The sequence below is a fragment of the Citrobacter sp. Ca225 genome, from assembly GCF_030337175.1.
GTDB classification, from domain to species: domain Bacteria; phylum Pseudomonadota; class Gammaproteobacteria; order Enterobacterales; family Enterobacteriaceae; genus Citrobacter_A; species Citrobacter_A amalonaticus.
This window is the reverse complement of record NZ_JAOWCD010000102.1, coordinates 6531-19489: the sequence shown is the minus strand read 5'-3', so window position 1 is coordinate 19489 and position 12959 is coordinate 6531. Positions and strand designations below refer to the sequence as shown.

The following is a 12959-nucleotide window of genomic DNA, read 5'->3' as shown; positions in this document are numbered from 1 at the left end:
TGGTTTATCCCCATTCGATGCGTCTGGTGAGGGTCTAGCCAGTGAATATCTTGACGATCAGCCATTTCTACGAGGCACACGGCGGGGGTATTGAACGCGTTGCCGGGCATTTGTGCCGCCAGTTCGCACACCTGGGAGCGATACCGTATTGGGCAGCCAGCGCCAGCGATGCGTTACCTACCGATAATCTCAACATTATCGCGTTACGCTGCGTCGATCCGTTGGAGAAACTCACCGGTCTGCCAATGCCGTTACCTGGCCCTACAGCCATTTGCGCACTTAGCGACGCCGTACGGCGTAGCGACGTGGTGGTGATTCACGATGCGCTCTATGCCACATCAATCCTTGGTATGATGATGGCCAAACTCCACGCGAAGCCCGTCATTCTGATTCAACATATTGCTGCCATTCCTTTCAGATCACCCGTACTGCGTCTGCTTATGCGGCTGGCTAATTTGGTCGTAACACGCCAGATGTTATGGGCCGCCGATGCCAGGGTATTTATTAGCGATACTGTCCGCCACGACCTGCTTGGGACCCCTGCGCGTTATCCGTATAAATTGCTGTTTAACGGGGTTGATAGCACCATTTTCTATCCCCCCGTGACTTCAGTATCCAGTCAAACTCCGCTGGCAAGATACAACCTCCCGCCTTGTGCCCGGCGCATACTATTCGTGGGTCGTTATGTTGAAAAGAAAGGGTTGTCGATACTGCACGCTCTGGCAATAACCAGACCGGAATGCCAGTTTTTACTGGCCGGAAACGGCCCACTTCGCCCCGCAGAATGGGGATTGAGCAACGTTTACGATCTTGGCGTTCAGGCCCCCCGCGCACTGGCAGAGCTTTATCGCTGTGCGGATGTTCTTCTGTTACCGGCCGTCGGAGAAGGTTATCCCCTTGTTATCCAGGAGGCAATGGCTTGTGGATTACCCGTCATCTGTGGTAGCCCGGCTCACAGAGCCGATCCCGTAGCGGCAAGCTGGATACATGGTGTGAACATAGACCTCAACGAGCCACAACGTTCGGCACAGTTCTGCTCTGTCGCAATAGATAACTGCGTGCTCTCCCTCCACGAACGTGAGGCCATGATTTGTTATGCCAGAGAACATTATAGCTGGCGAAAAATGGCGCAGGAAATCATGGAGTTGGTGCTAAATGGAGATGGAGATAAAGCCAATGGCAAAGACAGAAGATAATAAAATGGATACCTCCGGCACGCTTTTTATTGGCGCCTGCCCGCGCAGGTTAACGCTCCTCCTTAGTGTGAGTATTGCCATTAAAGTTACGCTTATTTTCGTTTTTGCCTGGCATATTCTCTTGATCATGGATGAGTTTGCCCAACTTGGCTACGCCAAGTATTTTGCTAATGGACTATTCGACACGATTCCCCCCCCTAAGGCCGTAGGGTTTGCGGTGTTTTATAAACTGGCTCACCTGATTGGCTGGGATGCGGTTTCGATCATTCTCGTCGCGCGGATGCAGACGGCACTCCTCGCTTGTGGAACCCTGCTGCTAGTCTATGCCTGCGCGCGTGCGCTGGGCGAGCAGCGCTTACGGGCGCTTTTTATTATTCTTGTTTTGCTCTGTTTTACGAATTTTATGGAGCGTATCTTCCGCACCCGTTCAGAGCCCCTGGCGCTGTTTTTCGCCCTTGCCGCCGTTCTGGTAATTCTGCGCGGCCATACGCTCAACGCAAGAAAGATTTTTATCGCCGGTATCCTGAGCGGACTGGCGTTTTTAGTTACCCAAAAATCAGCGTTCTTCAATCTGGCGCTTGGGCTTGGATTAGTGATTGACGCTACGCTGCGCAAACATTTCATCGATGCTATCGTTCGCGGCTTTTACTTAACCGCCGGTTGGTTACTTCCTGCAATTGCCTATTGCTTTATATTTGGCGGCAGCGACCCGTTACGTATCGCTGAAGGTTTGATCTTCGGTCCGGTAGAAGTGGCGATATACAGCAGCGAAGCCTATAACGGGATTCGCGTATATGTCTTGCAAACCCTTTTAGACAATACGCTTCTCTATCTGCTCTGTTTTAGCGGCATGATAATGGCATTAAAGCGCTGGAAAACCTTGAATGAAAAAACGCGCATCGCCCTGATTTTTTCATTCGTCATTACCACGTTAGTTTTCACTCATAACCAGCCCTGGCCCTATGTGTTTATTATGGCGCTACCGTTTATATCGCTCTGGTCCCTCATCCCGCTAGATAGCCTTCTCGCCCAAAACCGCAGGCCAGCCACGAGATTATTTATCCTGGCGGTGACAACAGTAACCCTGGTTTCAAGCTACTGTCTCAATCTCAGCTACCTGAAAATTAACAATGTGCAACAACTTGAACTGGTTACCAGAGCAGAAGCACTGCTCAAACCTGACGAAAAGTATTTTGATGGTATAGGGATGCTGCCCAACAGGCTGGAGCCGACGACGCTATGGCTCGATGCCTGGTATGTTTTAAAGACACGGCGAGAAGGTAAACATTCCGAAGCCTGGCAAGTGCTGACTCAGTCCCCCCCGAAAGTCATTATATGGTCCTACCGGTTGAGTAATATCTATTCTGCTATCGCAGAAGCCATCGACAACAGCTACGTCAAGGTCGCGCCAAATATAAGATTGGCGGGGCGACAACTGCACATTGGCCGTCAGGAGAAATTTAACATACCGCTGTCCGGAAGATATCAGTTGTACAGTGATACCGGCACCCCCGTATCAGCACAAATAAATGTGGAAGGGATCACACTCGCCCCGCCAGTTACTTTGTCGGCAGGCGCTAAAACTATCACCTTACTTAATGGTCCGGAGAAGGCGCTATTGTTGCCGGAAGGAAATTATGATGGGTTGTTCAAAGACGGAGATGATAACAAAAAACTGTTTGCCCATACGTATTACCGTTGAGCTTACAAAAAAACAGGAGATAACCCGGTCAGGTCATCTCCTGTTAAGCCGCGGTTAGCCTGCAAGAAAAAAGCGGAATGCCGGGTTATGCGTTTCGTCGTGACACTCATAGCCCAGTTCTTGCAAACGCGTTTCGAAATCCGGTTCGTGATCGCCCAGTTCAAACGCGGCCAGTACGCGGCCATAGTCCGTGCCGTGGCTGCGGTAATGGAACAACGAGATATTCCAGTGGGTCCCCAGCGTATGCAAGAACTTGAGCAGCGCGCCGGGTGATTCCGGAAATTCGAAGCTGAATAAACGTTCCTGTAGCGGTTTCGACGGACGACCGCCAACCATGTAGCGTACGTGCAGCTTCGCCATTTCGTCGTCAGAGAGGTCAACCACGCTGTAGCCACCGTCGCGCAACAGATTCAGGATCTCCGTGCGTTCTTCCATCCCCCTGCTCAACCGGACACCGACGAAAATGCAGGCGTTCTTATCATCGGCAAAGCGATAGTTAAATTCAGTGACTGAGCGACCGCCCAGCAGTTGGCAAAACTTCAGGAAGCTGCCTTTTTCTTCCGGAATGGTCACTGCCAGCAGCGCCTCACGCTGTTCGCCCAGCTCGCAACGCTCGGAAACGTAGCGCAGACCGTGGAAATTGACGTTAGCGCCGGAAAGGATATGCGCCAGACGTTCGCCGCGGATATTGTGCTGAGCGACGTACTTTTTCATTCCCGCCAGCGCCAGCGCGCCGGAAGGCTCTGCGACTGCGCGAACATCTTCGAACAGGTCTTTCATCGCCGCACATATCGCGTCGCTATCCACGGTGATGATGTCGTCGAGATATTCCTGACACAGACGGAAGGTTTCATCGCCAATGCGTTTTACCGCGACACCTTCGGCGAACAGGCCAACGCGTGGGAGATCGACTGGATGGCCCGCATCCAGCGCCGCTTTCAGACAGGCGGAGTCTTCCGCCTCCACCGCAATCACTTTGATTTGCGGCATCAATTGCTTAATCAGTACCGCCACGCCCGCCGCCAGACCGCCGCCGCCGACCGGTACAAATACACGATCAAGATGCGCATCCTGCTGCAGCAGTTCCAGCGCCAGCGTCCCCTGACCGGCAATCACCATCGGATGATCGAATGGCGGAACCCAGGTAAAACCCTGTTGCTGCGACAGTTCAATCGCTTTCGCTTTCGCTTCATCAAAGTTTGCGCCATGCAGCAGCACTTCGCCGCCAAACCCGCGAACGGCATCGACTTTGATATCGGCCGTCGCAACAGGCATCACGATCAGCGCCTTCACGCCCAGACGAGCGGAGGAAAACGCCACGCCCTGGGCATGGTTGCCCGCAGAAGCGGTGATCACCCCGTGAGCTTTTTGCGCCTCGGTCAGCCCTGCCATCATCGCGTAAGCGCCTCGAAGCTTGAAGCTGTGAACGGGCTGCCGGTCTTCGCGCTTCACGAGGATCACGTTATCAAGGCGCGATGAGAGCTTTTCCATTTTTTGTAACGGCGTCACCTGCGCCGCTTCGTATACCGGCGCGCGGAGCACCGCACGCAGATATTCTGCCCCTTCCGGGGCTGCTGACAGAGGTTGTGATTCGGCCATCATCAGCCTCCCAGTTTCGATTTATCGCGGACCGCGCCTTTATCGGCGCTGGTCGCCAGGCTGGCATAGGCGCGCAGCGCAAACGACACCTGACGCTGACGATCTTTCGGAGTCCACGCTTTGTCGCCGCGTGCTTCCTGTGCTTCACGACGCGCAGCAATTTCCGCATCGCTCAGTTGCAGTTGAATGCCACGGTTTGGAATATCGATAGCAATCATGTCACCGTCTTCAATGATCGCGATATTGCCGCCGCTGGCCGCTTCCGGTGAAACGTGACCAATGGAGAGGCCAGAGGTGCCGCCAGAGAAACGACCGTCGGTAACCAGTGCGCACGCTTTGCCGAGGCCCATCGACTTGAGGAAGGTGGTCGGGTAGAGCATTTCCTGCATCCCCGGTCCGCCTTTCGGCCCTTCGTAGCGGATCACGACCACATCGCCTGCCACCACTTCGCCGCCGAGGATCGCGTCAACCGCCTCATCCTGGCTTTCATACACTTTGGCCGGGCCAGTGAACTTCAGAATACTGTCATCCACGCCGGCGGTTTTGACGATGCAGCCATTTTCCGCGAAGTTACCGTAAAGTACCGCCAGACCACCATCTTTGCTGTAGGCATGTTCCAGCGAACGGATACAACCTTCAGCGCGATCGTCATCCAGCGAGTCCCAGCGGCAATCCTGCGAGAACGCTTCTGTAGTACGAATACCCGCAGGGCCTGCGCGGAACATCTGCTTCACGGCGTCATCTTGCGTCACCGTGATGTCATACTGCTCAAGGGTTTGCGGCAACGTCAGCCCCAGCACGTTCTTCACGTCCCGGTTCAACAGGCCCGCACGATCCAGCTCGCCCAGAATCCCCAGCACCCCGCCCGCACGGTGAACATCTTCCATATGGTATTTCTGCGTACTCGGCGCCACTTTGCACAGCTGCGGCACTTTACGGGAAAGTTTGTCGATATCACTCATTGTGAAATCGATCTCCGCTTCCTGCGCCGCCGCCAGTAAGTGCAGAACGGTATTGGTGGAACCGCCCATCGCGATATCCAGCGTCATGGCGTTCTCAAACGCTGCCTTGCTGGCTATGCTGCGCGGCAGCGCGGAGGCGTCATCCTGCTCGTAGTAACGTTTAGTCAGCTCAACAATGCGTTTACCGGCATTGAGGAACAACTGTTTACGGTCGGCGTGAGTCGCCAACAGCGAACCGTTACCCGGCTGTGACAGGCCCAACGCTTCGGTCAGACAGTTCATCGAGTTCGCGGTAAACATCCCGGAACAGGAGCCACAGGTCGGACAGGCGGAACGTTCAACCTGATTACTCTGATCGTCAGAGACTTTCGGGTCCGCGCCCTGGATCATGGCATCGACCAGATCGAGCTTGATGATTTTATCAGACAGCTTGGTTTTCCCGGCTTCCATCGGACCGCCGGAAACGAAGATCACCGGAATGTTCAGACGCAGGGAAGCCATCAGCATCCCTGGGGTGATTTTGTCGCAGTTGGAGATACAGACCATTGCATCGGCACAATGGGCATTCACCATGTACTCCACCGAATCTGCGATCAGCTCGCGCGACGGCAGTGAATAAAGCATGCCCCCGTGACCCATAGCGATACCATCATCCACGGCAATGGTATTGAACTCTTTCGCCACGCCGCCGGACGCTTCAATCTGTTCAGCGACCAGTTTACCGAGATCGCGCAGGTGCACGTGTCCTGGCACAAACTGGGTGAATGAGTTCACGACGGCAATGATCGGTTTGCCAAAATCGGCATCCGTCATTCCGGTTGCGCGCCACAGCGCGCGGGCTCCTGCCATATTGCGGCCATGAGTGGTGGTAGCGGAACGGTACTTAGGCATGCGTTATTTACTCCTGGTGTCTGTAAAACGGGACGGTGCGTGCCGTCCCATTTATCTTTAATTATGAATTTACCTGATCCAACCAGCCCCATTTGTCCTCGGTTTCGCCGGTGAACAGGCCGAAGAACGCTTGCTGGATGCGTTTGGTGACTGGACCACAGCGGCCTTCGCCCACCTGAATGCCGTCAACGCTGCGAACCGGGGTGATTTCCGCCGCGGTACCAGACATGAAGACTTCATCCGCCAGATACAGGGATTCGCGGGACAGAACCTGCTCGCGCACTTCAATACCCAGTTCTTTCGCCAGTTTAATGATGGCGTCACGGGTGATCCCCGGCAACGCGGAAGAGGTAAACGGCGGGGTAAACAGCACACCGTCTTTCACTTCAAACAGGTTTTCACCGGCGCCTTCGGAGATGTAACCATTCACATCCAGCGCAATACCTTCCTGATAGCCATGACGACGCGCTTCGCTACCCACCAGAAGTGACGAAAGGTAGTTACCGCCCGCTTTTGCGGCGGTCGGGATAGTGTTAGGTGCGGCACGGTTCCACGAGGAAACCATTGCATCGATCCCTTGTTCCAGCGCTTCAGCGCCCAGGTACGCGCCCCACGGGAACGCAGCGATAATGACGTCGGTGGTGTATCCCGGAGGCGGGTTCACGCCCATGCCTACATCGCCAACAAACACCAGCGGGCGAATATAAGCGCTGGTCAGGTTGTTTTTACGGATCACCTCACGGCAGGCTTCCATCAACTCATCCACGCTCTGAGAGACCGGGAAACGATAAATTTTGGCTGAGTCATGCAGGCGTTGCATATGTTCACGATGACGGAACACCACCGGGCCTTTGTGCGAGTCATAGCAACGGATGCCTTCAAAGACAGACGTACCGTAGTGCAGCGCGTGGGACATCACGTGAACTTTCGCGTCTTCCCAACGAACCATCTCGCCATTGAACCAAATGTAATCAGCTTTTTTCGTCGTCATTTCTTCTTCCTGTCACGCTTACGCGCGGATTTGTTGTGATGTTGTTGTGCTCTGGCAGATGGCAACATGTGCCACATCCACCAGCTTACTTAACTGACTAAACAGTAAGTCGACCGACCGTGGACTGGCAACGGTCAATTCGATATTTATATTCTGCGCGTCACGGGCGGCTTCCATATTCATGGCACATACCTGAAAACCACGGTGGCGTACCACACGTAAAACACGTTCCAGCGTTTCCGGGTTAAAGCGAGCCTCTACGGCGACCTGATGTTGCATCATGATAATTTCTCCAGCATTTCAGCGTTGCTGGCGCCAGGCGGCACCAGTGGCCAGACATTCTCAAGTTCGTCGATTGAGACATGAAGCAGGTATGGCCCGTCGCTGTTCAGCAGGGTATCGAGCGCCGCTTCAACCTGGTCTTTTCGGGTGATGTGTTGGCCAGGGATGCCGAAGGCGCTGGCTAACGTGAGGAAATCGGGGTTATCGGTTAAGGTGGTTTCGCTATATCGTTCCTGGAAAAACAGCTGCTGCCATTGTCGAACCATACCTAACCGTTGGTTATCCAGTAAAACTATCTTCAACGGTAACTGCTTACGTTTTACGGTGCCCAGCTCCTGAACATTCATCATGAAGGAGCCGTCACCGGAGATACAGATAACGGTGTCGTCCGGTCGCGCAACCTGCGCCCCAACGGCAGCCGGTAAACCAAAGCCCATCGTGCCTAAGCCGCTGGAGGTGATGAAATTCTCCGGGCGACTGTAGGTCATATGTTGTGCAGACCACATCTGATGCTGACCGACATCCGTCGTTACAACACAGTTGGCAGGCTTACGCTCCGACAGCTGTTTCAGCAGCAGCGGCGCGTAGATGGCCTCCCCTGGATGATCGTAGCGCCAGGTGTGGTCAGTACGCAGTTCCGCATTACGCTGACGCCATTCATCGATGTCGACCGGTTGTTGCAGCGCAGGCAGCAGCGCATTCAAATCGCCCTGCAAGGTGACATGCGCCCGGCGCAGTTTGTTCAGTTCAGCCGGATCGATATCCATGTGGATAACACTGGCATGGGGCGCGAAAGTATCCAGTTTGCCGGTCACCCGGTCATCAAAACGTGCACCTACGGCAATCAACAAATCACATTCCTGCACGGCAAAATTCGCGGCTTTGGTGCCATGCATGCCCAGCATCCCCAGATAGTAGGGATAATCCGCCTCAACAGCCCCCAGCCCTTTCAGCGTGCAGGTCACCGGCATTTGCGTTACCGCAATAAATTCACGCAGCGCCGGAACCGCCTGCGCCATCCCTACGCCTCCTCCCACATACAGCATCGGTTTTTGCGCCTGAGCCAGCATGTTACGCGCCTGCTCTACGTCAGCCTGAGGGAAAACAGTCGCGTTTTCGACGGTCGTGAAATACGGTTCCAGCGCCCCGCTGGCTAACTGGATATCTTTCGGGATATCAACCAGAACCGGACCCGGACGACCCGTGTTAGCGACCTCAAACGCCTCCGCCATGATGCGTGGCAGCTCTTCCAGTGACTGCACCAGGAAACTGTGCTTGGTGCAGGCCAACGACAACCCCAGTACGTCCACTTCCTGAAACGCATCAGTGCCGATGAACGGCGCAGCAACCTGTCCGGTGATCGCGACAACAGGGACCGAATCTAACAGCGCATCTGCAAGTCCGGTGATCAGGTTGGTTGCCCCCGGACCAGAAGTAGCGATGCAGACCCCCGTTTTACCGGTGGAACGGGCATAGCCAATGGCTGCGATCGCGGCCCCCTGTTCGTGTCGGCACAGCAGGTGTTCCACGCCACCGTCGTACAACGCATCGTAGACCGGCATAATTGCGCCACCGGGATAGCCGAATACGGTGTCGACCCCCTGTGCACGCAACGCATGTACCACCCACTGTGCTCCATTCATAGTTAGTTCCCCGTCATAAATCTGAAGAAACAGAATTTTATGCTGTTATTCATTTTCTGCTCCTCTGTTGTGTTTTTAAGGTCAAAAAAAACCCCCGGACCTTTCGGTGCGGGGGTCTTAGTTCGTTAAGGCTTGATTTTTAAGCCTTTCCTCGTCCAAGTGCAGCCCCGCACGGTGGGATAATAATCACCACCACGCTAATCACGACCAGGCTAATCACTCGTAGAAGGGCTGTCATTTTTGTCTTTTCTGGCATCTTGTTCGAAGGAATGCCTAAAGAGTTACCATAGATTTCGCCAATAGCACAAGATTTTTTTCTTTTCATTTTTCTGACTCAGCTAACGGATTAAAGAAAAGTCCTTGTTTTATATACAAAAACCAGGAATTGAAAAAAATTCACTATCTGGACGGAAGTAAACCCCTTTTTCATAACGTCGCAGGAGAGGAAAACGGATTGCGAGCGCCCTTCCAGAAAAAGAGAAGACGTAATCTAATTGCATTAAAAGTGCGGAATCTTCTGCGAATAAACATTATTTAGCAGTGATCTTGCACAGAGGAAATTAGACATAATAGTGGCATCTGGAGGGACTATGTCACTGTCAATTGTTCATACACGCGCTGCGCTGGGTGTCAATGCACCGGCGATTACTATCGAAGTGCATATCAGCAACGGTTTACCCGGTTTAACACTGGTGGGGTTACCAGAAACGACCGTCAAAGAGGCGCGCGACCGGGTACGCAGCGCGATCATTAATAGCGGATATGACTTTCCCGCAAAGAAAATTACCATCAATCTCGCCCCTGCCGATCTTCCCAAAGAGGGCGGGAGATATGATTTACCTATTGCTGTGGCGCTTCTGGTTGCCTCTGAGCAGCTTACAACCCATAAACTCGACCAATATGAGTTAGTGGGTGAATTAGCGCTTACAGGTGCGTTACGCGGCGTTCCCGGCGCCATATCCAGCGCAACCGAGGCGATACGGGTGGGAAGGGGCATTATCGTGGCAAAAGAGAACGAAGATGAAGTCGGGCTGATTGAGGGTGAAGGATGTCTGGTTGCCGATCATCTACAAGCTGTCTGTGCCTTCCTGGAAGGAAAACATGACCTTAGCCATCCTGTTGTTAACAACGACACTATCAGTGTGTCATCTGATGATCTCAGCGATATTATTGGTCAGGAGCAAGGGAAGCGCAGCCTTGAGATCACCGCCGCAGGTGGCCACAATCTGCTATTAGTTGGCCCACCGGGTACGGGGAAAACGATGCTTGCCAGCCGTCTTAATGGCCTGTTGCCGGCATTAAGTAACGAAGAAGCCCTGGAAAGCGCCGCTATCCTCAGTCTGGTTAACTCGACCAGCGTGCAAAAATTATGGAAACAACGACCTTTTCGCTCACCACACCACAGCGCATCCCTGACCGCCATGGTTGGTGGCGGAACTATCCCCGCACCAGGCGAAATTTCTTTGGCACACAACGGCATACTGTTTCTTGATGAGCTGCCTGAGTTTGAACGACGCACATTAGATGCTCTACGTGAACCGATAGAGTCTGGTCAGATCCACCTTTCGCGTACGCGCGCTAAGATCACCTATCCTGCGCGCTTTCAATTGGTAGCGGCAATGAATCCCAGTCCCACCGGTCATTATCAGGGCAACCATAACCGCAATACGCCTGAACAGACATTACGCTATCTCAGTCGGCTATCGGGCCCCTTTCTGGACCGCTTTGATCTTTCTCTTGAGATCCCTCTCCCACCGCCAGGCATACTCAGCCAGCCCGGTGTAAAGGGAGAAAACAGCTTTACGGTTAAACATCGGGTCATTGCTGCGCGGGAACGTCAGCATAAACGCCAGGGAAAATTGAATGCGCACTTGCAAAACAAGGAGATACGTGAACACTGCCCATTAGCAGATGAAGACGCGCAGTGGCTTGAAGAGACCCTCATCCATCTTGGATTGTCTATACGCGCCTGGCAGCGGTTATTAAAGGTATCGAGGACTATTGCCGATCTCGCGCAAGCCGAACACATTTCACGAAGACACTTGCAGGAAGCGGTCAGTTACCGGGCGATAGATCGACTGCTTGCTCACCTGCAGAAACAACTGACATAAAAAAAGGGCCTTCGCCCTTTTTTATTAGTCATCAGACTCTGTGTAGTCCTCAGCACCTTCCATCTGCGGTTTACCGCCGGACAGGGTATGGAAACGTTTTGGACGCTTGATACGCGTCATATATTTGGACCAGACGCGTTCCGCTTCGGTCACTGGCTCACGTTCACCACGACATACCGCAACAAAGAGCTTCTCTTCTTCGGTAACCGGCTCGCGTTTTCCGAGATCCAGCTCGTTGAAGGCATAACCGTGACGTTCAAGCAGTTGCGCCTCTTTGATGGTGAAATCACCATGACGAGAGAATCCGCGTGGATAATATTTGTTGTCGAAATATCGATTAGTCGTCGTAAAGCTTTCCGCCATCCTGCACGCTCCTAATTCTTTGGCCGATCTATTTATGGCGCGGAGTATTAGTTACGCTTGACAGAGTGTAAAACAAAACATTTAAATCATAACGACAAATAATTTTGCGGAGAGCACTGTGGATACGGAATTGTTAAAAACTTTCCTGGAAGTTAGCCGAACGCGCCACTTTGGCCGGGCTGCGGAAGCGCTCTACCTGACTCAGTCGGCGGTAAGCTTTCGCATCAGACAGTTGGAAAATCAACTGGGTGTGAATCTTTTTACCCGCCACAGAAATAATATCCGTTTAACGGCGGCCGGCGAGAAGCTTCTGCCCTATGCGGAAACGCTAATGAATACTTGGCAGGCAGCACGTAAAGAGGTCGCCCATACATCCAGACATAATGAATTTTCAATCGGTGCCAGCGCCTCTCTGTGGGAGTGCATGCTCAACGGCTGGTTGGGACGCTTGTATCAGTCACAAGAGCCCCAGAACGGCCTGCAATTCGAAGCCCGTATTGCGCAGCGCCAGTCACTGGTAAAACAGTTGCATGAACGTCAGCTTGATCTGCTTATCACCACAGAAGCCCCAAAAATGGATGAATTTAGCAGTCAATTACTGGGGTATTTCACCCTGGCGTTATATTGCGCCAGCCCCTCAACGATGAAAGAGGCTCTGAATTATCTGCGCCTGGAGTGGGGGCCAGACTTTCAACAAAACGAAGTGGGATTGATTGCTGCCGATGAAGTCCCGGTACTCACCACCAGTTCTGCTGAACTGGCCAGACAGCAACTTCATGCTCTGAACGGCTGCACATGGTTACCCACACGTTGGGCAAAAGAGAAAGGAGGTTTGCATACTGTTGCAGACAGCGCAACGCTTTCGCGTCCGTTATACGCTATTTGGCTGCAAAATAGTGATAAACATGTACTGATCAAAGATCTTCTAAAGATAGATGTACTGGGAGAATAAGCAGAAATGAGTTTGGCAAGGATGCCAGAAAAGGAAGAGATCGGTATCTGGAGGCGCGTTTTACAGACAAAAAAAATCCTTAGCAGATGCTAAGGATTATTTTCTGGCAGGGGCGGAGAGACTCGAACTCCCAACACCCGGTTTTGGAGACCGGTGCTCTACCAATTGAACTACGCCCCTAATTAGGGTGGCGGAACGGACGGGACTCGAACCCGCGACCCCCTGCGTGACAGGCAGGTATTCTAACCAACTGAACTACCGCTCCAC

General features: G+C 53.1%; 12 protein-coding genes and 2 tRNA genes. 4 read left to right on the top strand and 10 right to left on the bottom strand.

Annotated features, from left to right (window positions below; genetic code table 11):
- Positions 1 to 41: 41 nt before the first annotated feature.
- Both OGW13_RS23205 and OGW13_RS23200 read left to right on the top strand, forming a co-directional pair.
- Positions 42 to 1196 (top strand): glycosyltransferase family 4 protein, encoded by a 1155-nt coding sequence (locus tag OGW13_RS23205; protein WP_287116535.1) that lies wholly within the window; start codon positions 42 to 44, stop codon positions 1194 to 1196.
- The gene (locus OGW13_RS23200; protein ID WP_287116534.1) at positions 1177 to 2898 is read left to right on the top strand and encodes a DUF7055 domain-containing protein; all 1722 of its coding nucleotides are present in this window, start codon (positions 1177 to 1179) and stop codon (positions 2896 to 2898) included. Before OGW13_RS23205 ends, OGW13_RS23200 begins: the two co-directional genes overlap by 20 nt.
- A 54-nt stretch (positions 2899 to 2952) precedes the next feature.
- Here the strand turns inward: OGW13_RS23200 and ilvA are convergent, their stop codons facing one another.
- The 7 genes from ilvA to ilvL form a co-directional block, all read right to left on the bottom strand.
- Positions 2953 to 4497: a threonine ammonia-lyase, biosynthetic gene (ilvA, locus tag OGW13_RS23195; RefSeq protein ID WP_043001785.1), complete on the bottom strand. Its 1545-nt coding sequence runs from the start codon at positions 4495 to 4497 to the stop codon at positions 2953 to 2955.
- A 2-nt stretch (positions 4498 to 4499) separates the two neighbouring features.
- Entirely contained in the window at positions 4500 to 6350 is a 1851-nt protein-coding gene (gene ilvD / locus OGW13_RS23190) for a dihydroxy-acid dehydratase (RefSeq protein WP_181627981.1), read from the bottom strand.
- A gap of 61 nt (positions 6351 to 6411) precedes the next feature.
- On the bottom strand, positions 6412 to 7341 hold the full coding sequence (gene ilvE / locus OGW13_RS23185; RefSeq protein ID WP_042998773.1) for a branched-chain-amino-acid transaminase: 930 nt from the start codon (positions 7339 to 7341) through the stop codon (positions 6412 to 6414).
- A gap of 18 nt (positions 7342 to 7359) precedes the next feature.
- Positions 7360 to 7623, bottom strand: coding sequence for an acetolactate synthase 2 small subunit (ilvM, locus tag OGW13_RS23180; protein ID WP_042326055.1), 264 nt, complete (start codon positions 7621 to 7623; stop codon positions 7360 to 7362).
- Positions 7620 to 9266, bottom strand: a complete 1647-nt coding sequence (gene ilvG, locus OGW13_RS23175; protein ID WP_044267343.1) for an acetolactate synthase 2 catalytic subunit — start codon at positions 9264 to 9266, stop codon at positions 7620 to 7622. Before ilvG ends, ilvM begins: the two co-directional genes overlap by 4 nt.
- 2 nt (positions 9267 to 9268) lie before the next feature.
- Positions 9269 to 9319 (bottom strand): peptide IlvX, encoded by a 51-nt coding sequence (gene ilvX, locus OGW13_RS23170; protein WP_193762813.1) that lies wholly within the window; start codon positions 9317 to 9319, stop codon positions 9269 to 9271.
- Positions 9320 to 9405: 86 nt separating this feature from the next.
- Complete coding sequence (ilvL, locus tag OGW13_RS23165; protein WP_001311244.1) at positions 9406 to 9504, bottom strand: ilv operon leader peptide; 99 nt, start codon at positions 9502 to 9504, stop codon at positions 9406 to 9408.
- A gap of 352 nt (positions 9505 to 9856) precedes the next feature.
- Between ilvL and OGW13_RS23160 the strand changes: the two genes are divergently transcribed.
- Complete coding sequence (locus OGW13_RS23160) at positions 9857 to 11377, top strand: YifB family Mg chelatase-like AAA ATPase (protein WP_109739685.1); 1521 nt, start codon at positions 9857 to 9859, stop codon at positions 11375 to 11377.
- Positions 11378 to 11401: 24 nt separating this feature from the next.
- On the opposite strand, the gene maoP is transcribed toward OGW13_RS23160, so the two are convergent.
- A complete protein-coding gene (gene maoP / locus OGW13_RS23155) occupies positions 11402 to 11740 on the bottom strand; it encodes a macrodomain Ori organization protein MaoP (protein ID WP_042326051.1) in 339 nt (112 codons plus the stop codon).
- 118 nt (positions 11741 to 11858) lie between these two features.
- Here maoP and hdfR point away from each other — a divergent pair, with 118 nt between their 5' ends.
- Entirely contained in the window at positions 11859 to 12692 is an 834-nt protein-coding gene (hdfR, locus tag OGW13_RS23150) for an HTH-type transcriptional regulator HdfR (RefSeq protein WP_042998770.1), read from the top strand.
- Between the two features lie 104 nt (positions 12693 to 12796).
- On the opposite strand, the gene OGW13_RS23145 is transcribed toward hdfR, so the two are convergent.
- Both OGW13_RS23145 and OGW13_RS23140 read right to left on the bottom strand, forming a co-directional pair.
- Positions 12797 to 12872: transfer RNA gene (locus OGW13_RS23145), tRNA-Trp, on the bottom strand.
- A gap of 8 nt (positions 12873 to 12880) precedes the next feature.
- Positions 12881 to 12957 (bottom strand) — tRNA-Asp (locus tag OGW13_RS23140).
- Positions 12958 to 12959: the final 2 nt, after the last annotated feature.